This window comes from Amycolatopsis anabasis (assembly GCF_009765355.1).
GTDB lineage: Bacteria > Actinomycetota > Actinomycetes > Mycobacteriales > Pseudonocardiaceae > Amycolatopsis > Amycolatopsis anabasis.
The window spans coordinates 52628-74207 of record NZ_VTHK01000034.1 but is presented as its reverse complement, the minus strand read 5'-3'; the positions used below and the strand labels follow the sequence as shown (position 1 = coordinate 74207).

The following is a 21580-nucleotide window of genomic DNA, read 5'->3' as shown; positions in this document are numbered from 1 at the left end:
CGTGGAGTCCGCGGCCCGGCTGATCTCGTTCGGGATGCGGCCGAAGCAGCTGCCCGGACGGGACGTGGTGTACGCGGACCTGGTCCGCCGGTACGCCGAGGACAGCGCGTTCAAGCAGCTCACCAACTCGGTGGCGGCCGGGCTCGGGCTGATGGTGCTCGACGTGAGCACCCAGGCGGGCGCGGTGCTCGCGGCCACCGACGAGTCCGTCTTCGAGATCAAGATGGACAGCTACGCGCGGCAGAGCAAGATCCGCGAGCGGCGCGAGACCGAGAAGGTGCTGCACGGGCTGGTGCACCTGGCCACCGCCGCGCTCGGGTACCCGCGCCCGGACGACCTGGCCAACGACACCTACATCGGCCGGGTCAGCGTCGAACAGGTCGACGGCGTGGTGCGGGAGGCCTGCCGGATCCTGGACGAGCGCGCCGCCAAGGCCGAGGCGAACAACGATCCGCTCTCCGACGCCCCCGAGCTCGAACAGGCGTGGCGGGCCTACGCGCGGCGGCCCGCGGCGGCGGCGACCAAGGACGGGCGCCTCGCCTCGGACACCACCCGGGGCATGGTGTCGCGGGCGCTGAAGTTCCTCGCCGACCAAGGGTTTCTGGTGCAGGTCAACAACGAGCAGGGCGGGACCTACCGCACCACTCCGCGCTACCAGGTGCAGGTCCGGGAGCTGGCCGCGGACAGCGCGTTCGAGGAACTGCTCGATCTGAACGTGGTCGCCGTCGGCGACGGCTCCGGCACACTTCGTCCGTCCATTTCGGACACTCTCTAGGGGGGTACATGTACGAGCTTTCGCGGGTGCGGCTGCACTCGGTGGGCCCGGCGGGCGCCCGCTACCAGGACGTGCTGCTGGATCTGAGCGGGGTCGGCCCGGTGGTCAAATCGCCGACCCAGGACGCGCTGTTCAGCGCCGGGATCCATTCGGCGGAGCAGGGACTGCCCCGGCGCCCGTCCCCGGCGAGCGTGCTGTTCCTGGAGAACGGCGGCGGGAAGTCCGTGCTCATCAAGCTCATCTTCTCGGTGATGCTGCCCGGGCGCCGCCAGGTCGTCGGCACCACCAGCACCCGGGTGCTGGAGAAGTTCGTCGGGGCCAAGGACGTCTCGCACGTGGTGCTGGAGTGGCAGCACACCGAGACCGGGCAGCGGGTGATCACCGGGAAGGTGTCCGAATGGCGCGGGCACGTGACCTCGGCCGATCCGGCGAACCTGATCGACGCCTGGTTCTGCTTCCGGCCGAGCACCACGCTCGATCTGGAGACGCTGCCGCTCACCGAGGACGGCCGCCTGCTCACCATGTCCGGATTCCAGGAGCGGCTGGACGCGGCGCACCGCGCGGAACCGGAACTGGAACTGTCCTGGACCCGCCGCCACCACGAGTGGACCGAGCGGCTGGACTCGATCGGCCTGGACACCGAACTGTTCCGGTACCAGCGCGCGATGAACGCCGGCGAGGGCGAGGCGGCCGACGCGTTCAACTTCAGCAACGACGAGGCGTTCGTCGAGTTCCTGCTCAAGGCGGTGATCGCCGAGGACGATCCGCGCGATCTGGCCGAGGTGCTCAAGACCTACGCGCACAACCTGGGCCAGCGCGGCGAGCTGATCGCGGAACGGGACTTCGTCTCCGGAGCGCTCGAGCTGCTGGTGCCGCTGTCCGAGGAGGAGTCGCTGGCCGCCGCGTCCCGCAAGCTCGCCGGCGCCGCCCGGGAAGAGGCCGAGTCCTTCGCCGGCTCGGTCGTGGCGCGGCACAAGCTCGAGTCCGAGCGGCTTTCCGGGTTGGCGGCACACGTCGAGGAGACCCGGGACGCGGAGAAACTCGCCGAGGGCGACCACCGGCGCCTGGCCGGGGTGGTCACCGAACTGCGCCGTGTGGTGGCCGATCTCCGGCTGAACGCGGCGATCGAGGACAAGAAGCGGCTGGACGCCGAACTCGCCGACGCGAAGGCCACCGCGGAAGCGTGGCGGGAAACCGGAACCGTGCTCGCGCACGTGAACGCGGTGCGCAAGGCGGCCGACATCCGCGAACTCGTGGGGGAGCGGGAACAGACCGCGAAACCCGCGCTGCAGGCGAAGAACACGGCCGCCACCGCGCTCGCGCGCGGACTTCTGGCACTGGCCGCGCAAGCCGGGGAGCAGGTGACCGCGGCCGAGGCGAAGGCCGCGACCGCCAACGCGGAAGCGGTGAAATCCCAGGCGCAGCGCGACGAGGCCACCGGGACCGCCGCCAAGCACCGCGCCGAGCACGCCCAGCTCACCGCGCGCATCGACGAGGTCCGGGCGGGCGTCCGGCAGGCGGTCCGGGACGGGCTGCTCTCCGACGGCACCGAGGTCGCCGCGGCCGCGCAGCAGGCGCGCACCCGCGCCGAACAGGCCCGCGACGAGCTGGCGTCCGCCGAAGCCGAAGCCGAACGGATCGGCGAGGAGTACGGGCAGGCCCAGACCGCGCTGCACACCGCGCAGCAGCGCGCGGCTTCGGCGCGGAGCAAGGCCGAACGCGCCGCCGCGGAGCTGGCCAAGGCGCACCAGCGCACGGACAGCCTCGCCGCGCATCCGCGCCTGCTCGAACTGCTCGGCGGCGACAACGTCCAGCTCGAAACCGACACCCCGGCGCTGCTGAAGCGGTTGCGCGAGGCGCGAGCCGAGGCCGAACGCGAGCAGACCGCCCTGCGGATCGAGGAATCCGTGGACGAGCGCGCGCTCGGCGCACTGGGCAGCGGGGGACTGCTGCCCGCGCCGCCGGAGGTGCAGGCGGCGCTGGATGTCCTCGAGGAAGCGGGCGTCACCGCGTGGTCCGGCTGGCGCTATCTGTCCACAATGGACGCCAAGCGGCGCAAGCGGGTGCTGGCGGAGCTGCCGCATCTGGTCGGCGGCGTCCTGGTCAACGAGGCGTCCCAGCTGAAGCGTGCGGAAAAGGCGCTCACCGACGCGAAACTCCTGCCGAGTGTCGTGCTGCCGGTCGGCATCACCGAGGCGCTCCGCGGCGAGGGGACCGCACCGGGCGTGGACTTCCTGGTGCCGCCCAACCCGGCGATGTACGACGAGGACGCCGCCGACGCCGAGCGCGAGGCCATCGCGGCGCGGCACGGGCGGCGGCAGAAGCAGCTCGAAGCGCTGACCACCGCGGTCGGCGACGACGCCGCGCTGGAATGGAAGCTCACCGCGTGGCGCGAGGACTACCCGCCGGGCGCGATCGGCACGCTCGCCGAGGAGGCCGAAGCGGCGTCGAGCGAACAGGCCGCGGCGGAAGCCGAGGTGAAGACCGCCGAGGACGCGCTCGCCGAACTGGGCGCGCGCCGGGCCCGGCTCCGCGAAACCGTGCCCGCGCTGCGCGCCGAGGTGCGCACCGGTGAGGAACGTTCGCGCGCACTCGACGAACTGGCCGCGCGGGTCGCCCGGATTCCGGAGTGGACGGACGCGGCCGAGCGGGCGCAGGAGATCGTCACCCAGGCCGAGGCGGAGGCCGAGCAGGCCGCGGCGCGCGCCGCGCGGCTGCGCGAGGAGGCCGCCGAGGAGCAGCGAACCGCGGACGGTCACCGCCGCACGGTCAGCAGCGCGCGGGCCGAACTCGCCGAGGTTCCCGGTGGCGGATCGGTGTCCGAGGACGATCCGGCGCCCAAGGAACCGGTCGACGCGCTGCGCCGCGCGTTCGCGTCGGCGAGCGACGCCTACGCGAAGGTCGAGGTGGGCAGCGACCTGCGGGCCGAACTCGATCAGGCCGAGAGCGCGGAGTCTTCGGCACGGGCGGCGCTGGAAGCGCTCGACCCGGTGGTGCGCGAGCGCGCGGGCGAACTGCTGGAGACCGCCGACGGCTCCGACGCGGCGACCCGGGCGGCCGCGAAGGCCCGCGCGGACCGGGCCGTGGCCGCGCTGGAAGCCGAGCACAGCGAGGCGATCGGCGTGGTGGCCACCCGCAAGGCCGAACTCGACGTGCTGCCGAAGCAGGCTTCGTCGCTGGAGGGCTACGGGCGCCCGCGCGACATCGAGCACGGCCGCGAACTCATCGACGCGGCGACCGAGGAGGCCACCGCGGCGGCCCGCGCGTGGGAACAGGCCCAGGCCCGGCGGGCCGAGGCCGAGCACGTGCTGGACAACGCCAACTCCTCGGCGGCCGGGTTCCGCATGCTGGCCGAATCACTGGCGCACCTGGCGCCCGAGGGCGAACCGGAATCGGTGTTCGACGGGGACGTGGACGCCGCGCAGGCGCGCCACACCAAGCTGAACTCCGCGCTCACCGCGGCCGACGCGGCGGTGGACCAGGCCGAGAAACGGGTCCGCGCGGCGGCCGACGCGCTCGCGCAGTACGCGACCGAGAAGCGGTTCGAGAAGCTGTCCAGCCCGGTGCGCCAGCAGATCATCTCGGTGCGGCGGGACAGCCTGCCGGCCAGCGCGGGGGAATGGGCCACCGCGCTGCGGCCGCGGCTGCGCACGCTCACCGACGATCTGGCGCAGATCGACCGGCACCGGTCCGGGATCGTCGCGCGGTTGCAGGGCATGGTCGAGGGCGCGCTGCGGATGCTGCGCTCGGCGCAGCGGCTGTCCCGGCTGCCCGAGGGGCTCGGTGACTGGTCGGGCCAGGAGTTCCTGCGGATCCGGTTCGCCGATCCGGAGGAGAACGTGCTCGCCGAAGCGCTGGGCCAGGTGGTGGACGAGGCCGCGGCGGGCAAGACCAGCGACGGCCGGGACGTCAAGCGGGACGGGATGTCCCTGGTCCTGCGCGGGGTGCAGGCGGCGGTGCCGAAGGGGTTCCGGGTCGACATGCTCAAACCGGATTCGGTGCTGCGGACCGAACGGCAGCGGGTGTCGGAGATCCGGGACGTGTTCTCCGGCGGGCAGCAGCTCACCGCGGCGATCATCCTGTACTGCACGCTGGCTGCCTTGCGGGCGAACAACCGCGGCAAGATGCGCAACCGGCATTCCGGGGTGCTGTTCCTGGACAACCCGATCGGCCGCGCGTCGGCGGGGTACCTGCTGGAACTGCAGCGGGTCGTGGCCAGCGCGCTCGGCGTGCAGCTGATCTACACCACGGGCCTGTTCGACGCCGGCGCGCTGAGCGAGTTCCCGCTGATCATCCGGCTGCGCAACGACGCCGACCTCCGCGCCGGGCGCAAGTACCTGTCGGTGGACGCGACGATCCGCGGCAACCTGGACGAACTCGGCGACTCCGACGGCGTCGCCCGGCTTTCCGCCACCCGGCTGTTCGTCAAACCGGGCAACGATCCCGAACCGGTCAGCGCCGAGCACTGACGTAGGCAAGCCACCGGCGGGCGGTGCCGGTGGCGAGCACGGTGAACCCGGCTTCCCGGATCAGGTCTTCCAGCGCGCCGAGATCGTTGTGCCGCATGGCATGTCCGGCCAGCAGGCCGACCCCGGCCTGCTCGACCTCGTCTTGGCCGTGCGTCAGTCCTTGCGCCCGTTGATCGCCAGCCCGGCGCCGAGGCCGATCATCACCAGGCCGCCGGTGCCACCGATGAAGGAAAGCCGCTTCGGGGAACGCGCGAACCAGGCGCGGGCGGATCCGGCGACGAGTGCCCAGACGCTGTCCGAGAGCACCGCGAGCACCGGCAGCACGATGCCGAGGAGCAGGATCTGCACCGGCACCGCCCCGGCGGCGGTGTTCACGAACTGGGGCAGCACGGCCGCCAGGAACACGATCGACTTCGGGTTGGCGAACCCCACGACGAAACCGTCCCGGAGCACCTTCACCGTGCGTCCCGGGGTGGTGTCCACGGCGGCGTGGAACGCCTCGGCGAGCGAGCGGCGGTGCCGGATCGCCTGGATGCCGAGGTAGACCAGGTATCCCGCGCCCACCAGTTTGATGACGGTGAACACCGTCGCGGAGCCTTCGATGATCGCGCCCAGCCCGAACGCCACCGCGACCACCTGGAGATACACGCCGATCGCGTTGCCCAGCACGGTGAGCAGCGCGTCGCGCCGGCCCACGGTGAGGGCGCGGCTGATGGTGAACAGCACGCTGGGGCCGGGCACCACGATCATCACGAACGCGAGGGCGGTGAACGCCGCGAACTGGCTGGCCGAGATCATGCGCCGAGCGTAGAGGTCGCCGCGGTGGCCGCGAACGGCTTTTTCCGCCGGTTTGGCCCAGCGGGCGCGGGCGAACCGCGAGAGCATGGGGTGGAGGGGTGCACACCGAGTAGCGGGAGGAGCGCGCAGATGAATCAGTACGCCCCCGGTGACGCGACCGACGTCGATCCCAAGCGCCTGTGGGCCGGGGGAGCGGCCACCGCGATCGTCGCCGCGCTGGTGGCCGTGGCGGGCCTGCTGATCGCCCGCGGCCTGTTCGACGTCGAGGTGCTCGCCCCGAAGAGGCACGGCATCTGGGGCAACGCCAACACCGTCACCTACGCGGTGTCCGCCGCCGCGGCCGCGTTGCTGGCCACCGGGCTGATGCACGTGCTGAGCCTGGCCACCCCCGCGCCGGGGCAGTTCTTCGGCTGGATCATGGCCCTGTTCATCGTGATCGCCATGGTGCTCCCGCTGACCCTCGCCGTGCACATCGGCAGCAAGGTGGCCACCGCGCTGATCAACCTGGCGATCGGCTTCGCGATCGCCGCCCTGGTCTCCAGCACCGCGGCCAGCGCCCGCAGAATCCGGCGGAACGCCCGGCGCGACACCGCGGAAACCCGGCAATGGGGCGAACAACCGCCCTACTACCCCCAGGGGTGAGCTGACCGAAAACTGTCGGCGTCCGGTGGTAGGAACGGACCGTGACGCCGAGGATCGGGATCGAGCAGCGCCGGGCGCGGCTGGGTGTGCGGCACCGGCTGGCCGCCGGGAGCAAGGCCGCGAACGCCGAAGAGGTGGCGCGCGGGCTCGTCGCGCTGCACGCCACCGACGCGGCCACCGTGCACCTCGCGGCCGTCGCGCGGATGGCCGAGCCGTCGACCGCGGACGTCGAACGCGCGCTCTACGACGACCGGACGCTGATCCGGATGCTCGGCATGCGCCGCACCATGTTCGTGGTGCCCGATGAGGTCGCGCCGATCGTGCAGGCCGCGTGCACGCTCGACATCGCGAAGAAGCAGCGCCGCCTGCTGGTCCAGCACCTGACCACCCAGGGCCACCCGGAGAACGTGCCGGACGCGGAAGCCTGGCTCGCTGAGGTCGAGGAGGCGACCGCGCGGGCGCTCGCGGCCCGGGGCTCGGCGTTGCCGCAGGAACTGGCCGAGGCCGAGCCCCGGCTGCGCCAGCAGTTGATCATGGCCAAGGGCAAGCCGTACGAGTCCACGCCGTACGTGAGCAACCGGGTGCTGTCCCTGCTCGCGATGGACGGCCGGATCGTGCGGGGCCGCCCGCGCGGTTCGTGGCTGTCCAGCCAGTACGTCTGGTCGGTCATGGACGAGTGGGTGCCCGGCGGGCTGGCCGCGTGGTCGCCCGAGGACGCCCGGGCCGAACTGGCCCGCCGCTGGCTGGCGGCCTTCGGCCCGGCGCCGGTCGCCGATCTGCGCTGGTGGACCGGCTGGACCGCGGCTCAGACCAAGAAGGCGCTCGCCGAGGTCGGGCCGGTGGAGGTCGACCTGGACGGGGTGGCCGGGGTGGCGTTGCCCGAGGACCTGGCGCCGGTGCCCGACCCCGGCCCGTGGGTGGCCCTGCTTCCGGCGCTCGATCCGACCCCGATGGGGTGGACCGAGCGGGACTGGTACCTCGGCGGTCACCGGTCCGCCCTGTTCGACAGCGCGGGCAACGTCGGGCCCACCGTCTGGTGCGACGGCCGGATCGCCGGCGGCTGGGCGCAACGCGCCGGCGGCGAGGTGGTGTTCCGGTTGCTCGAGGACGTCGGCGCCGAGGCGACGGCGGCCGTCGAGGCCGAAGCCGCCCGCCTGACCACCTGGCTCGGTGACGTCCGGATCATCCCCAAGTTCCGCACCCCGCTGGAGCGCGAACTGGCTACTGGGAAGTAACAAGTGCGGCGTTCGGAGTAGTGATCCCGGCCATCTGGATCGATTCCTTGATCGATTCGCCTGGTGGCGCACGTCTCGCCGGGCAATGCGAGTCGCCGCAGGCCAGCACGCTAGGGTGGCCCCGAGCCCCAGCAGACGTACCCGGTGCGCCGGGTCGAGTCCCGAGGAGTGGCAGCAGTGACGGTTCGCGTAGGTGTGAACGGCTTCGGCCGGATCGGCCGCAACTTCTTCCGTGCGGTGCAGGCCGGCGGTCACGACATCGAGGTGGTCGCGTTCAACGACCTCGGCGACGTGAACACCATGGCGCACCTGCTCAAGTACGACAGCGTCCTCGGCCGGTACCCGGAGGAGATCAGCGTCAGCGACGAGGGCCTCGTCGTCGGCGGCAAGACGATCAAGGCGCTCGCCGATCGGGACCCGGCGAACCTGCCGTGGGGCGACCTCGGTGTGGACGTCGTCGTCGAGTCCACCGGTTTCTTCACCAACGCCGACGCCGCCAAGGCGCACGTCGCCGGTGGCGCCAAGAAGGTCATCATCTCCGCCCCGGCCAAGGGCGCGGACCTCACCGTCGTGCTCGGTGCGAACGACAAGTCCTACGACGGCTCGCAGACGATCATCTCGAACGCCTCCTGCACCACCAACTGCCTGGCCCCGCTGGCGAAGGTGCTGCACGACAGCTTCGGCATCGAGCAGGGCCTGATGACCACCATCCACGCCTACACCCAGGACCAGAACCTGCAGGACGGTCCGCACAAGGACCTGCGGCGGGCCCGGGCCGCCGCGCTGAACGTGGTGCCCACCTCCACCGGTGCGGCCAAGGCGATCGGTCTCGTTCTCCCCGAGCTGGACGGCAAACTGGACGGCTACTCGCTGCGGGTCCCGGTGCCCACCGGCTCGATCACCGACCTCACGGTGAACCTGGCCAAGAGCGCCTCGGTGGACGAGATCAACGCGGCCTACAAGGCGGCGGCCGAGGGGCCGCTGAAGGGCATCCTGCGCTACAGCGACGAGCCGATCGTGTCCGCCGACATCGTCAACGACCCGGCGTCCTGCATCTACGACGCGCCGATCACCAAGGTGATCGACAACCAGGTCAAGGTGTACGGCTGGTACGACAACGAGTGGGGCTACTCCAACCGCCTCGCGGACCTGGTCACGCTCGTCGGCGCCAAGCTGTCCTGAAACCCATGGCAGTCAAGACACTCGACGATCTGCTGAACGAGGGTGTCTCGGGTCGGCGCGTCTTCGTGCGCGCCGACCTGAATGTCCCTCTGGACGGTGATGATCAGCAACCCACCCATCACCCCGCCCAGCGCCGGATCACCGACGACGGCCGGGTCCGCGCCGCGCTGCCCACGATCAAGAAGCTGGCCGACGCCGGTGCCAAGGTCATCGTGGCGGCGCATCTCGGGCGGCCCAAGGGCGAACCGGACCCCAAGTTCTCGCTGCGCCCGGTCGCCGCGCGGCTCGGCGAGTTGCTCGGTTCCGAGGTCGCGCTCGCCGGGGACGTGGTGGGCGAGCAGGCCGAGGCCACCGTGGCAGGGCTCGCGGACGGCGAGGTCGCGCTGCTGGAGAACGTGCGGTTCGACCCGCGCGAGACCAGCAAGGACGCCGACGAGCGGGCCGCGCTGGCCCGCGAGTTCGCCGCGCTCACCGGCGACGGCGGCGCGTTCGTGTCCGACGGTTTCGGGGTGGTCCACCGCAAGCAGGCTTCCGTCTACGACGTGGCGCGGGTGCTGCCCGCCTACGCCGGTGGCCTGGTGCTGGCCGAACTCGAGGTGCTGAGCAAGCTGACCGGCGACCCCGCCCGGCCGTACGTGGTCGTGCTCGGCGGTTCCAAGGTCTCCGACAAGCTCGCCGTCATCGAGGCGCTGCTGCCGAAGGTGGACACGCTGCTCATCGGCGGCGGGATGGCGTTCACCTTCCTCGCCGCGCAGGGCCACGACGTGGGCGCGTCCTTGCTGGAGAAGGACTTCATCGACACCGCGCGCACGCTTCTGGAGCAGCACGGCGACAAGATCGTGGTGCCCACCGACGTCGTGGTGGCGGACAAGTTCGCCGCGGACGCCAAGACCGACACGGTCGCGGCCGACGCCATCCCCGAGGGTTGGCTGGGCCTGGACATCGGCCCGGAGAGCGTGCGGCGGTTCGCCGGCGCGGTCACCGGCGCCAAGACCGTCTTCTGGAACGGCCCGGCCGGGGTGTTCGAACTGGCCCCGTTCGCCGCGGGCACCCGGGGCGTCGCGCAGGCCATCGCCGACAGCGACGCGTTCAGCGTGGTCGGCGGCGGCGACTCGGCCGCCGCGGTCCGCGTGCTCGGGCTGCCCGAGGACGGTTTCTCGCACATCTCCACCGGCGGCGGAGCGTCGCTGGAATACCTCGAGGGCAAGGAACTGCCCGGCGTCGCCGTCCTGGGAGAGAGCTGACAATGGCACGGAAGACCTTCATCGCCGGCAACTGGAAGATGAACCTCAACCACCTCGAGGCCATCGCGCTGGTGCAGAAGATCGCCTTCTCCCTGCCGGAGAAGTACTACGCGAAGGTGGACGTGACGGTGCTGCCGCCGTTCACCGACATCCGCAGCGTGCAGACCCTGGTGGACGGCGACAAGCTCCTGCTCAGCTACGGCGCGCAAGATCTGTCCCCGCACGACTCCGGCGCCTACACCGGGGACGTCTCGGGGCCGATGCTGGCCAAGCTCGGCTGCAGCTACGTGGTGGTCGGCCACTCCGAGCGCCGCGAGTACCACGCCGAGGACGACGAGCTGGTCAACAAGAAGGTGCGCGCCGCGCTCAAGCACGGCGTCAAACCGATCCTGTGCGTCGGGGAGAAGCTCGACGTCCGGGAGGCCGGTGGCCACATCGAGCACACCACGGCCCAGCTCATCGCCGGGTTGAAGGGCCTCAAGGCGGACCAGATCACCTCCGTGGTGGTCGCGTACGAGCCGGTGTGGGCGATCGGCACCGGCCGGGTGGCCACCCCCGCGGACGCCGAAGAGGTGTGCAAGGCGATCCGGGGCGCGCTGACCGACAAGTACGGCGCCGAGATCGCGGGCGAAGTGCGGGTGCTCTACGGCGGATCGGTCAAATCGGGCAATATCGCCGATCTGGTCGCTTGCGACAACATCGACGGGGCGCTTGTTGGCGGAGCGAGCCTCGAAGCTGACGAATTCACGAAACTCTGCGCCCTCGCAGCGGGTGGCCCTCTGCCCTGATCGTTGCGCGTACCGGTAATCTGAGCGTCCAGGCCGCCATACAGCGAGGATGAGATGAAGCTGTTCCTGCAAATCCTGTTGATCGCATCCAGCGTTCTGCTGGTCGTCGCCGTCCTGTTGCATCGCGGGCGCGGTGGCGGGCTGTCGTCGCTTTTCGGCGGCGGCATGCAGTCGAGCCTGTCCGGGTCGAGCGTGGCCGAGAAGAACCTCGACCGCATCACCCTGCTGCTCGGCGCGGTCTGGTTGATCAGCATCGTGGGCCTTGGTCTGCTGCTGAAGGTGTGAGCACGGGCGTGCCTATGGGGGGTGCGCCGCCGATTCCACATAACTGTGAGGATTCATGGTTGGCGGTAATGCGATTCGAGGCACCCGGGTCGGTGCCGGTCCGTCGGGCGAATCGGAGCGTGGCGAGTCCGCGCCTCGGCGACGGATTTCCTACTGGTGTGCCAATGGGCACGAAGCGCGGCCGTCGTTCGCGATGGACGCGGAGATTCCCGAAGAGTGGGATTGCCCGCGGTGCGGGCTCCCCGGTGGCCAGGACGAGCAGAACCCACCTGCCGCGCCTCGCACCGAGCCGTACAAGACGCACCTGGCCTATGTGAAGGAGCGGCGCAGCGACGCCGACGGTGAGGCCATCCTCGCCGAGGCCCTGGAGCGGCTGCGGCAACGTCGGGAGATCTGAGTTCCCTGACCTCAGGGGACACACCGGATGGACGCGCGTCCCGCCGGTCGCTGGTCACGCAGCTGCTGGTGCAGGGGGTCGTGCGGGCGGGCTTGCTCCTGCTCGTACTCGACTTCCTCTTCGCCGCGGGGGGAAGCGGACAGTTGACCGACACCGGTCTCACCGGCCGGCCGGGCACCGCGATCATCCAGGACTGTCATGCCGTCGGCGTGCTCGGCTTGCCGTACGAGCACGCCTGCGCGACCACCGTGCACTGGTCGGACGGGCTCGTCGAGCAGCGGTCGTTCGACACGGCGGACCTCGGCCCCGGTGACCGGGGCCGCGAGTTCCCGGTGGTCGAGCGGTTCGACCGGGACAAGTCCGGGCTCGGCCGCCCGGTCGCCGAACTCGACACACCATCGCGCTATCGCGCACTCGCCTGGTCGCTGCTGGTCTCGGTCGGCGGAGTCGCGGCGTTCTTCCCGTTCTGGATCCGCCGCCGATCGCCGGGGGAACGCGCCGAGCGCCGCGCCCGGGCCCGCGTGCGGCCGCGGCCCGCGCTGGGGATGGCGACCGGATACTGGCTCATCGTCACCGGAGCGCTGGGATTCCCGGTCCATCCGCCGGTTGCCGGGCTTTCGTCCTGGGGACCACTGGTCTGGCCGCCCCTGGTCGTCGTGCTGCTCGGGCACGTCGTATTGCTGACCGGGCTCGTGCTCGCCCGGTATCGCCAAGTCAAGGGCTGGCCGCCGGTACCGGACGAATCGAGCGGTCCCGCCCGGCCGATCGCCGCGGTGGTCCTCGTGCTGCTCGCCTTGCCCGGGGTGCTCGGATTGCTGGGTTCGGCGACCGCGGATCCGGCCGTGGTGGCGATCCGCCTCGCGTTGCCGGTGACCCTGGTGGCCGTCGCCGTGCGCCTGCTCGTCGTCTGGTTTCGCCTGCGTCTCAAGGATTCGTAAGGGGCGGAACCGGTTCCTGGTTCGCCGTGTCTGAGGAGGACACAGCGAACCAAGGAGCATTTGCATGACACAACCGGCGCCAGACTGGCTGGCGGATCTGCAGCGGACCGGGCAGCGGATGATCGAGCAGTCGCGGCAGGCCCAGGACGAACTCGGGGCGCTCCTGGAAACGGCTTCCTCGGCCGATCGGGCCATCACGGTCACCGTCGGCGCGAACGGCGCGTTGCGGAACCTGTCGATCAACCAGCGCGCCATGAGCAGGTCCGCGAACGAACTGTCGGCCGCGATCATGGACCTCGCGAACCAGGCCCAGACGGCCGCCGCCCGGCGTGCGGTGGAGATCGTCCAGCCGTTCGCGGGGGAGACCGGCGTGGAGTTCCTGCGCAGCCAGCTGCCGCAGGCCGAAGACGAGATGCCGAAACTCCCGGAACCCGAAGAGGAAACCGGAACGAGCTTCCTGCGCCCCGCATCGGCGCCCGCGCGGCCTCGCCGACCGCGACCGGTGGACTCCGACGATGACGAGCAGCCGCCGCAGACGTTCCTGCAGCGCGGATTCTGAAAGGAGGAACCATGCCGGACGGGCAGGGTTACACGGTCAAACCCGAGGAGCTGAGGACCCACGGCGGGACGCTGAACGGCGTCGCGGATCGGGTCAAGGGCGCCGGTGGCAAGGGCGGTGCGATGCAGTTCGGCATCGAGACCTTCGGCATCGTCGGCCAGCTCTTCGCCGGGGACGCCAACCGCGTCTCCCACGAATCGGCGCGGCAGATCGCCGATTTCGCCGAGGACATCCGGGATCTGGCCGCGGTGGTGCGCGGTGCCGGGGACCTTTACCACGGCACCGAAAGAGCCCACGAATCGCCGTTCAAAGTCGTGCGGGAGGCGTGAGTTCGATGACCGATCTGGACAGTGCCGAAAACCGGACGGCGACCAGCGGCGCGGGTGTCGTCGACACCGTGCGGGCCACCGCGGCCGCGATCCAGGACGAGGACTGGGGCGAGTTCGCGGCCAGCGCCGGGGTGCTCGCCCTGGACGGTCTCGCCGTCGCGGTCGACCCGGTCGGCGCCGCGCTCTCGGCGGGCGTCGGCTGGCTGATCGAACACTTCCACCCGCTCACCGACCTGCTGAACAAGGTGGCCGGTGACCCGTCGGCGATCCAGGCCGGGGCCGACGCGTGGACCGAGGTGCGGAAGGAACTCGACGCGCTGGCCAAGGAGGTGCCCGGCCTGGTCCAGCGGGACCTGCCGAGCTGGACCGGGGACGCGCGCGAGTCCTACGACCAGACCGCGAAGGAGATGACCGACGGCGTCCGGGCGCTGTCGGTCAGCGCGGGCAGCGCGGCGGCCGTGGTGTCCACCGCGGGCACGATGGTGGCCACCTGCCGATCGCTCATCCGCGACATCATCGCCGCGGTCGTCGCCGAGTTGATCAAGGGTGCGCTCGCCGCGCTCGCGACCTCGGTGATCTCGTTCGGCGCCACGGTGGCCGGGTACCTCACCTACGCGGTCGGCCGGATCGGCATGAAGGTCGCCGAGATCAGCGCGAAGATCGCCAAACTGCTCGCCAAACTGGGCAAGGCCGGGGCGCATCTGGCCAAGGTGCTCGAGGACATCGCGAGCGTCGGCGCGAAGATCGGCGCCAAACTGGGCAAGGCGGGCGGCGCCGTCGGCAAGGTCGCGCCGGGCGCGGGCACCAAGATCGCCTCTGCGGGCGGCGACCTCGGGAAGGTCGCGGCCAAGGTCGACGATCTGGGCAAGGGGATCGGCAAGGGCGCCGACACCATCACCGGCGCGGCCGACGACGTCGCCGGGTACGCGAGCCGGGTCGGCGCCAAGGGAGCCGACCGCGCCGCACGCGGCCGCGACCTGATCGACAACGCGGGCGACATCGGCAAGAACGTCGGCGACAAGATCCGCAAGGGCCCGCTGCCGGACGGGAGGTTCCGCGACTTCGGCGAGAAGGTCGGGCTGGTCAACGACGGCGTCAAGCCGAACCCGATCGGCATCGCGGCGCGCGGCATCGCCTACGAGCCGCAGACGCACGAGCAGAACGACGCCGAGGACATCGCCGAAGGCAACGCCGGGGCCAAGTACGACCAGTACGACGGCTACACCTATCACGGCGTCCACACCGGGGAGCACGGCAAGGACGGCTGGTACGACCGGCGGCAGCCACCGGTCGAGGGCACTCCGCGCTAGGAGTCGATCGGCACGCCCCGGATCGGCGGGGCGTGCCGAGCCGGTTGCTCAGACCTGGACGGGGTACCGGGCGCGCACGTGGAAGCCACCGTCCTCGGTCGGGGTGGTTTCGAAGCTTCCACCGAGCAGGCGAGCGCGTTCGGCGAGGCCGGTGAGGCCGTGGCCGCCCGACGGCAGCCGGGTCGCCGGCTGGCTCGCCTGGTCGTTGCGGACCTCCACGCGCAGGGCGTCGCCCTCGCCGAGCACGCGTACGGTCGCCCGCGCGCCCGGGGCGTGCTTGAACACGTTGGTCAGGCATTCCTGGACGGTCCGGTAGGCCGCCGTGGAGACCTTGCTGGGCAGGGTGTCCGGGATGCTCTCCACGGTCAGGTTGACCGGCACCTCGCAATCCCGGATGAGCTGGGCCAGTTCCTCGATGCCCGGTTGCGGACCGTCATCACCCGATCCGGAGCGCAACACACCAACGAGTGACCGCAGTTCTTCCAGGGTTCGCGTGCTCAGTTGCCGGATGATTTGCGCGGTCTGCTGCGCGTCGGCCCTGCTCTCGGTGGCGGCGAGGATGCCGGCCTGCATGGCGATCAGGGTGATGTCGTGGGACACCACGTCGTGCATCTCCCGGGCCAGGCGGGCCCGTTCCTCGGCGCGGACGGCGTCGGCGTGCAACTTCTGCTCGCGGTCCCGGCTCGCGGCCAGTTCGGCGAGCCGCTTGGAGAGTTCGGCGCGGGCGCCGATCAGCAGGGCGATGGCCACCGGCATCCCGGCGACGAGGACGCCGTAGATCGCGTCGAGCACGTGCTCGCGCCAGCTCATCTGGGCGAACTCGTTGAGCGGCCACTGGACGAACCGGCACACCCAGACCAGCCCGGCGGCGACCCAGGTCTGCCAGTGCATCTGCTTCTTGGTGGCGAGCATGCCGAGCGCGATCATCGCGGCGAGCTGGGACCAGCCGGTCAGGAAGCCCGGGAAGGTGGCCACCACCACGAGGAAGGGGGCCCACCGGCGGGCGGCCAGGGCGACGCAGGCCATCGCGGAGAGCACGACCTGGTAGGTCTGCGCCTCCTTCGGGATGACGAGCCACACGTCGAGAACGGCGAGCGCGATCGCGACGGCGTCCACGGCCAGGGACGCCATCGCCTTGTTTCTCAGAAGCTGGAACGGGTGCGCCTTCGCAGGGGCAGGGTGGCGCGCTCGACCGGCTGCCCCCGCGCCCGGGCCGCCGACCGAGATTCCGGGTATGGAGAGTCCCTCTGTGCTCATCGCTGGACCTCACTCGTCTTGTGGACTTGGTGGAGAGATGTGCTCGCGGTCCGATCGGGACGCGCAGGAACGAACAAATGTGCAGGTGCTAACGCGGCCGTGTGTGACGCGCGTTAGTTTTACGCTGTGTCATTGAAGTGCCGCGATGCTGTTACGGATACACCCAATCGGGTGACAGGCGTACGCATACGTGAATAACTTGCGGATTGATGACTCTCTGCCGTTCGATGAACCTCGGATGGCGACAGAGCGTGTCCGGATGCCCGGTTTCCGACGCGACACCCGGATGCGAAATGGCCGGAAAGTCGTGTTTCCGCCACTCGTCCCCAGGGGATGCACGGGGGAGCGGCCGCGGGACGGGGTGCAAGTGTCCGCAAACTCGGCGGACGGCTCAACGCGGCCTGGGAACGCACCGCGGCCCCGGGCGTGAAAACGTCCCGGGGCCGCGGTGGTCGTCGTGCGGGTTATGCGGTAGGCGGCTGGTAGACCTTCGAGAGCTTGCTCGCCGAGGTGCGGTCCAGCAGCCACAGCGTGCGGCGCTGCCCGCGGGCCCCGGCCACCGGGAGCTGGACCTCTCCGGCGCCGGCGAGCGCCAGGGCCACCGCGTCCGCCTTCGCCTCGCCGGCGGTCATCAGCCAGACGTCGTGCGAACGCCGGATCGTGGGCAGGGTGAGCGAGACGCGGGTCGGCGGCGGCTTCGGGCAGTTGCGGACCGCCACCACGGTCCGCTCCTGCTCGTAGACCGCGGGCGACTCCGGGAACACCGAAGCCGTGTGCCCCTCCCCGCCCAGGCCGAGCAGGGTGATGTCGAACGTCGGCACGTCCCCGTGGTCCTCGGGCAGCGCGTTGGCCGCGAGCACCCGGGCGTACGCCGCGGCGGCCGCGTCCGGATCGTCGCCGAACTCGCCGTCCGACGCGGCCATCGCGTGCACCCGCGCCGGATCGACGGGCACGTGGTCGAGCAGCGCTTCGCGGGCCTGCTTCTCGTTGCGCTCGTCGGAATCCGCGGGCACGAACCGCTCGTCACCCCAGTACACGTCCAGCCGCGACCAGTCGACCGCGTCGCGCGCGGGGGATTGGCGCAGCTGCTCGAGCATCGCGATGCCGGTGCCGCCGCCGGTGAGCACCAGCGACGCGGACCCCTTGGCCGCCTGCACGTCCACCAGCCTGGTCACCAGCCGGGCCGCGGCCGCCGCGGCGAGCAGGTCCGCGTTCGCGTAGACGACCACCTCGGTCTTGGTCATGAGGCGCTCTTCGCGGGCTTCTTGGCGCGGGACTTGGCCGCCGCGGACGTCTTGCGCGCGGTCCCGGCGGACAGTTTGGCCAGCCCGCCCAGCGCGGCCTCGTAGATCTCGTCCGGGTCCAGGCGCCGCAGTTCCTCCACCAGGCAGTCCTTGTTGTCGCGCCGCTGCAGGGCGATCCGGCGGGTGGGCTGCCCCGGCTGGGTCAGCGTGCCGACCCGGCCGTCCGGGCGGCGCAGTTCGATCGCGCCGGAGCGGCGTTCCAGCGACACCGAGATGATGCCCTGCGCGCTCGAGCTCTTCACCCGCTTCACCGGCACCTTCAGGTACGCGGCCAGCCAACCGGCCAGCAGTTCGGTGGACGGCGAATCGGCTTCACCGGTCACCGTCGCCCCGTTGACCTTCTCGTAGGGCGGCAGGTCGAGCGCCGAGACGAGCTGGGCCCGCCAGTTCGTCAGCCGCGTCCAGGCCAGGTCGGAGTCGCCGTCGGCGTACGACTTCGAACGTGTGGTCAGCGCTCTTATCGGGTTCCGCTCCGCCGCCGAGTCGGTGATCCGGCGCTGGGCGAGCTGGCCCAGCGGGTCCTTGGCGGGGTCCTTCGGGCCGGTGCCCGGCCACCAGGTCACGATCGGCGCGTCCGGCAGCAGCAGGGGAACCACGGCGCTCTGCCCCTGCGCGGCGAGCGGGCCGTACAGGCGCAGCACGATCACCTCGCTGGCGCCCGCGTCCCCGCCGACGCGGATCTGGCCGTCGATGCGGGGCGCCGCGGTACGCGCGCCCTTGGCCACCACGATCACCCGCGACGGATGCTCCCGGCTGGCCTCGTTGGCCGCGTCGATCGCCTCCTCGAGCCGCTCGTCGTCCTCCGCGGCGATGACCAGGGTCAGCACCCGGCCGAGGGCGACCTGGCCGCCCCGCTCACGCAGTTCGACCAGCTTCTGGTTGACCTGCGAAGTCGTGGTCGAGGGCAGGTCGATGATCAAGGTCGCCTCCACTTACGTCCACTGCGGGCCAGCATCTCGTCGGCGGACGGTGGTCCCCAGGTGCCTGGGGCGTAGGACTCCGGGGCGCCCCGCTTGGCCCAGTGCTCGAGGATCGGGTCCAGGATCTCCCAGGAGAGTTCGACTTCCTCGTTCACCGGGAACAGCGAGGGCTCGCCGAGCAGCACGTCCAGGATCAGCCGTTCGTAGGCCTCCGGCGAGGACTCGGTGAACGCGTGGCCGTAACCGAAGTCCATCGTGACGTCCCGGACCTCCATGGTGTTGCCGGGCACCTTGGAGCCGAAGCGCAGGGTCACGCCCTCGTCCGGCTGCACCCGGATCACCAGCGCGTTCTGCCCGAGCTCCTCGGTCGCCGTGGAGTCGAAGGGCAGGTGCGGCGCGCGTTTGAAGACCACCGCGACCTCGGTGACCCGGCGCCCGAGCCGCTTGCCGGTGCGCAGGTAGAACGGCACCCCGGCCCAGCGCCGGTTCTGCACCTCCAGGGTCACCGCCGCGTAGGTCTCCGTGGTGGAGTCCTTGGCGAAACCCTCCTCCTGCAACAGGCCCGGCACCTTCTTGCCGCCCTGCCAGCCGCCGGCGTACTGCCCGCGCGCGGTGGTCTCGTCGAACGGCCCGGCCGGTTTGGTCGCCGCCAGCACCTTGACCTTCTCCGCCCGCAACTGCTTGGGCTCGAAGGAAAGCGGCTCCTCCATCGCGGTGAAGGCGAGCAACTGCAACAGGTGGTTCTGGATGACGTCCCGCGCCGCGCCGATGCCGTCGTAGTACCCCGCGCGGCCGCCGAGGCCGATGTCCTCGGCCATGGTGATCTGCACGTGGTCGACGTAGTTGGCGTTCCAGATCGGCTCGAACAGCTGGTTCGCGAAACGCAGGGCGAGGATGTTCTGGACGGTCTCCTTGCCGAGGTAGTGGTCGATGCGGAACACCGACTCCTCGGGGAAGACGTCGTTGACGATCGCGTTGAGTTCCTTGGCGCTGCGCAGATCGTGGCCGAACGGCTTCTCGATCACGACCCGGCGCCAGACGTCCTCACTGGACTGGGCCAGCCCGGACCGCGCCAGCTGCTTGGTCACCACCGGGAACGCGCCCGGCGGGATCGACAGGTAGAACGCCGTGTTGCCGCCGGTGCCGCGCTCCTCGTCCAGGGTGCGGACCGTTTCGGCGAGCCGGTCGAAGGCGTCGTCGTCGTCGAAGGTGCCCTGGACGAACCGGATCCCCTCGGCGAGCCGGTTCCACACCGACTCCCGGAACGGGGTGCGCGCGTGCTCGGCGACCGAATCGTGCACGAGCTCGCCGAAATCCTGGTCCTCCCAGTCCCGGCGGGCGAAGCCGACCAGCGAGAAACCCGCGGGCAGCAGGCCGCGGTGCGCGAGGTCGTAGATCGCCGGCATCAGCTTCTTGCGGGACAGGTCCCCGGTGACGCCGAAGATCACCAGGCTGGACGGCCCGGCGATCCTCGGCAACCGCTTGTCACGCGGATCCCGCAACGGGTTGTGCCACGAGCGATTCACTCGAAGGCCTCCTGTAGAGCCTTGATCAGGTGGGCCAGGCCCGCCGCCCGGTCGGTGAAGTGCAGCCGCACCACCGGTCGCCCGTGTCCGGCCAGCACCTGACCGTCGCCGAGCGCCTGGGCCAGTTGCAACGTGCCCAGAGTGTAGGGCCGGTCGGGCACCTCGAGGTCCGTTTCCACCGATCCGGTGAGCTGCAGGAAATTCCCGTTCTCGTGCCCGCCCTTGTGGTACTGGCCGGTCGAGTGCAGGAACCGCGGGCCCCAGCCGAACGTGGTCTGCACACCCGCGCGCTTGGCGATCTCGGCCCGCAGCAGGCTCGCCGACGCGTCGTCGAGCCGGTCCAGGTACGCCTGCACCGCGACGTACTGGCCCGCCGGATCCGAAGCGGCGCCGAGGAAACTCCGCAGCGCCTCGGCGAGCGACGAGCCGTCCAGCCCGTACACCTCGACCGGTCCGTCCACAAAGGATGGAGCTTGGTCGTCGCCGGAGCCCGCCGGTTTGTCCAGCAGGGATCGGGCGGCCTTCTTCGCCGCCTCCACGTCCGGCTGGTCGAACGGGTTGATTCCGAGCAACCGGCCGGCGACCGCGATCGCGTACTCCCACAACAGGAACTGCGCGCCCAGCGGCCCGGTCACCGAGACCTTGGCGGTGCCCGAAGCCGGGCCCACGGCCACCGGGGTCGCATCGGCTCCGGCGTCGGCGAACCCGGGCGCGGCCGGACCGTCCACCGCGACCGGCAGCAGTCCGGTGCCAAGTTTCCCGGTCGACTCGGCGATCAGCTGCTCGACCCAGTCGGCGAATCCGGTGATGCCCGAGCCCGTGTCGGCGAGCACGACCTTCTCGGCGCCGTCGGCGTGCGCGGCCCCGAGCGCCGCGGCCAGTCGCAGCGCGGGATTGTCCGCGCTGTCGGCGGCCAGCGTGTCGGCGACCCCGGCGGCCTGGTCGAGCAGCCGCGCCACGTCGGCCCCGGCGAGACCCGCCGGAACCAGGCCGAACGCGGTCAGCGCCGAGTAGCGCCCGCCGACGTGCGGATCGGCGAGGAACACCTTGCGGTAGCCCTCGGATTCGGCCAGTTCGGACAGCGGCGAACCGGGGTCGGTGACCACCACGATCCGCCTCGCCGCGTCGATCCCGGAGTCGGCGAACGCCTTGGCGAAGATCCGCCGGTGGCTGTCGGTCTCGACCGTGCCGCCGGATTTGGACGACACGACGAGCACGGTCCGCTGCAGGTCGCCGGCGAGCGCGTCGGCGACCTGGCCCGGGTCGGTGGTGTCCAGCACGGTCAGCGCGACGCCTTCGGTACCGGTGATCACCTCCGGTGCGAGCGACGAGCCGCCCATCCCGGCCAGCACGACCCGATCGACGCCCTCGCCGCGCAGTTCCGTGCGCAGCGCCTCGATCTCACCGATCAGCGGCCGGGACGATTTGTGCAACGTCGTCCAGGACAACCGGATCGACGCCTCGGACTCGGCCTCGGCGCCCCACAGGGTGGCGTCCTGCGCGGTCAGCTTCGACGCGACCTGGTCGGCGACCAGCTTGTCGACCAGGGGCGCCGCCTTGCCGCGTAGTTCGCCGTCGACGATCTCGACGGCCGTTTCGGCCGCCTGCGCTTCCGCCGCCAT

Annotated in this window: 19 protein-coding genes; 13 read left to right on the top strand and 6 right to left on the bottom strand. The window is 71.1% G+C overall.

Annotated features, from left to right (window positions below; all coding sequences use genetic code 11):
• Window positions 1-34: 34 nt before the first annotated feature.
• Both FXO23_RS34365 and FXO23_RS34360 read left to right on the top strand, forming a co-directional pair.
• A complete protein-coding gene (locus tag FXO23_RS34365; protein ID WP_425484935.1) occupies window positions 35-775 on the top strand; it encodes a hypothetical protein in 741 nt (246 codons plus the stop codon).
• 8 nt (window positions 776-783) lie between these two features.
• Entirely contained in the window at window positions 784-5244 is a 4461-nt protein-coding gene (locus FXO23_RS34360) for a hypothetical protein (protein ID WP_158890028.1), read from the top strand.
• Window positions 5245-5397: 153 nt separating this feature from the next.
• Here FXO23_RS34360 and FXO23_RS34355 read toward each other — a convergent pair whose 3' ends face one another.
• Entirely contained in the window at window positions 5398-6042 is a 645-nt protein-coding gene (locus FXO23_RS34355; protein WP_158890026.1) for a LysE family translocator, read from the bottom strand.
• A gap of 129 nt (window positions 6043-6171) precedes the next feature.
• Here FXO23_RS34355 and FXO23_RS34350 point away from each other — a divergent pair, with 129 nt between their 5' ends.
• From FXO23_RS34350 to FXO23_RS34300, 11 genes are all read left to right on the top strand, one after another.
• Window positions 6172-6684, top strand: coding sequence for a DUF6069 family protein (locus FXO23_RS34350; RefSeq protein ID WP_158890024.1), 513 nt, complete (start codon window positions 6172-6174; stop codon window positions 6682-6684).
• Window positions 6685-6725: 41 nt separating this feature from the next.
• Complete coding sequence (locus tag FXO23_RS34345) at window positions 6726-7919, top strand: winged helix DNA-binding domain-containing protein (protein ID WP_158890022.1); 1194 nt, start codon at window positions 6726-6728, stop codon at window positions 7917-7919.
• Between the two features lie 177 nt (window positions 7920-8096).
• Window positions 8097-9101, top strand: coding sequence for a type I glyceraldehyde-3-phosphate dehydrogenase (gene gap, locus FXO23_RS34340; RefSeq protein WP_158890019.1), 1005 nt, complete (start codon window positions 8097-8099; stop codon window positions 9099-9101).
• A gap of 5 nt (window positions 9102-9106) precedes the next feature.
• Entirely contained in the window at window positions 9107-10345 is a 1239-nt protein-coding gene (locus FXO23_RS34335) for a phosphoglycerate kinase (protein ID WP_158890017.1), read from the top strand.
• Between the two features lie 2 nt (window positions 10346-10347).
• Entirely contained in the window at window positions 10348-11133 is a 786-nt protein-coding gene (gene tpiA, locus FXO23_RS34330) for a triose-phosphate isomerase (RefSeq protein WP_158890015.1), read from the top strand.
• 54 nt (window positions 11134-11187) lie between these two features.
• Window positions 11188-11418: a preprotein translocase subunit SecG gene (secG, locus tag FXO23_RS34325; protein WP_094863469.1), complete on the top strand. Its 231-nt coding sequence runs from the start codon at window positions 11188-11190 to the stop codon at window positions 11416-11418.
• A gap of 55 nt (window positions 11419-11473) precedes the next feature.
• Window positions 11474-11815 (top strand): RNA polymerase-binding protein RbpA, encoded by a 342-nt coding sequence (locus FXO23_RS34320; RefSeq protein ID WP_158890013.1) that lies wholly within the window; start codon window positions 11474-11476, stop codon window positions 11813-11815.
• 68 nt (window positions 11816-11883) lie between these two features.
• Window positions 11884-12753 carry a DUF6346 domain-containing protein gene (locus FXO23_RS34315; RefSeq protein ID WP_158890011.1) on the top strand — a complete coding sequence of 290 codons (870 nt, stop codon included), beginning with the start codon at window positions 11884-11886 and terminating at the stop codon, window positions 12751-12753.
• A 64-nt stretch (window positions 12754-12817) separates the two neighbouring features.
• Entirely contained in the window at window positions 12818-13312 is a 495-nt protein-coding gene (locus tag FXO23_RS34310) for a YbaB/EbfC family nucleoid-associated protein (protein ID WP_158890009.1), read from the top strand.
• A gap of 11 nt (window positions 13313-13323) precedes the next feature.
• Window positions 13324-13641, top strand: coding sequence for a type VII secretion target (locus tag FXO23_RS34305; protein ID WP_158890007.1), 318 nt, complete (start codon window positions 13324-13326; stop codon window positions 13639-13641).
• Between the two features lie 5 nt (window positions 13642-13646).
• Window positions 13647-14951 (top strand): WXG100 family type VII secretion target, encoded by a 1305-nt coding sequence (locus FXO23_RS34300; protein ID WP_158890005.1) that lies wholly within the window; start codon window positions 13647-13649, stop codon window positions 14949-14951.
• 48 nt (window positions 14952-14999) lie between these two features.
• Here the strand turns inward: FXO23_RS34300 and FXO23_RS34295 are convergent, their stop codons facing one another.
• From FXO23_RS34295 to FXO23_RS34275, 5 genes are all read right to left on the bottom strand, one after another.
• On the bottom strand, window positions 15000-16208 hold the full coding sequence (locus tag FXO23_RS34295) for a sensor histidine kinase (protein WP_158890003.1): 1209 nt from the start codon (window positions 16206-16208) through the stop codon (window positions 15000-15002).
• Window positions 16209-16672: 464 nt separating this feature from the next.
• Window positions 16673-17452 carry a 6-phosphogluconolactonase gene (pgl, locus tag FXO23_RS34290; RefSeq protein ID WP_158890001.1) on the bottom strand — a complete coding sequence of 260 codons (780 nt, stop codon included), beginning with the start codon at window positions 17450-17452 and terminating at the stop codon, window positions 16673-16675.
• A complete protein-coding gene (gene opcA / locus FXO23_RS34285; RefSeq protein ID WP_158889999.1) occupies window positions 17449-18432 on the bottom strand; it encodes a glucose-6-phosphate dehydrogenase assembly protein OpcA in 984 nt (327 codons plus the stop codon). The genes pgl and opcA overlap by 4 nt, the downstream gene beginning before the upstream one ends.
• Entirely contained in the window at window positions 18429-19958 is a 1530-nt protein-coding gene (gene zwf / locus FXO23_RS34280) for a glucose-6-phosphate dehydrogenase (RefSeq protein ID WP_158889997.1), read from the bottom strand. The genes opcA and zwf overlap by 4 nt, the downstream gene beginning before the upstream one ends.
• Entirely contained in the window at window positions 19955-21580 is a 1626-nt protein-coding gene (locus FXO23_RS34275) for a glucose-6-phosphate isomerase (protein WP_158889995.1), read from the bottom strand. Before FXO23_RS34275 ends, zwf begins: the two co-directional genes overlap by 4 nt.

What these genes read in the sequence shown, in the direction of transcription:
- FXO23_RS34350 (WP_158890024.1), top strand. Translation starts at nt 6,172, where the DNA reads ATGAATCAGTACGCCCCCGGTGACGCGACCGACGTCGATCCCAAGCGC.
- FXO23_RS34320 (WP_158890013.1), top strand. Translation starts at nt 11,474, where the DNA reads ATGGTTGGCGGTAATGCGATTCGAGGCACCCGGGTCGGTGCCGGTCCG.
- FXO23_RS34335 (WP_158890017.1), top strand. Translation starts at nt 9,107, where the DNA reads ATGGCAGTCAAGACACTCGACGATCTGCTGAACGAGGGTGTCTCGGGT.
- FXO23_RS34275 (WP_158889995.1), bottom strand. Translation starts at nt 21,580, where the DNA reads ATGGCGGCGGAAGCGCAGGCGGCCGAAACGGCCGTCGAGATCGTCGAC.
- pgl (WP_158890001.1), bottom strand. Translation starts at nt 17,452, where the DNA reads ATGACCAAGACCGAGGTGGTCGTCTACGCGAACGCGGACCTGCTCGCC.
- FXO23_RS34365 (WP_425484935.1), top strand. Translation starts at nt 35, where the DNA reads ATGCGGCCGAAGCAGCTGCCCGGACGGGACGTGGTGTACGCGGACCTG.
- FXO23_RS34295 (WP_158890003.1), bottom strand. Translation starts at nt 16,208, where the DNA reads ATGAGCACAGAGGGACTCTCCATACCCGGAATCTCGGTCGGCGGCCCG.
- FXO23_RS34310 (WP_158890009.1), top strand. Translation starts at nt 12,818, where the DNA reads ATGACACAACCGGCGCCAGACTGGCTGGCGGATCTGCAGCGGACCGGG.
- secG (WP_094863469.1), top strand. Translation starts at nt 11,188, where the DNA reads ATGAAGCTGTTCCTGCAAATCCTGTTGATCGCATCCAGCGTTCTGCTG.
- FXO23_RS34360 (WP_158890028.1), top strand. Translation starts at nt 784, where the DNA reads ATGTACGAGCTTTCGCGGGTGCGGCTGCACTCGGTGGGCCCGGCGGGC.
- FXO23_RS34300 (WP_158890005.1), top strand. Translation starts at nt 13,647, where the DNA reads ATGACCGATCTGGACAGTGCCGAAAACCGGACGGCGACCAGCGGCGCG.
- tpiA (WP_158890015.1), top strand. Translation starts at nt 10,348, where the DNA reads ATGGCACGGAAGACCTTCATCGCCGGCAACTGGAAGATGAACCTCAAC.
- FXO23_RS34305 (WP_158890007.1), top strand. Translation starts at nt 13,324, where the DNA reads ATGCCGGACGGGCAGGGTTACACGGTCAAACCCGAGGAGCTGAGGACC.
- FXO23_RS34355 (WP_158890026.1), bottom strand. Translation starts at nt 6,042, where the DNA reads ATGATCTCGGCCAGCCAGTTCGCGGCGTTCACCGCCCTCGCGTTCGTG.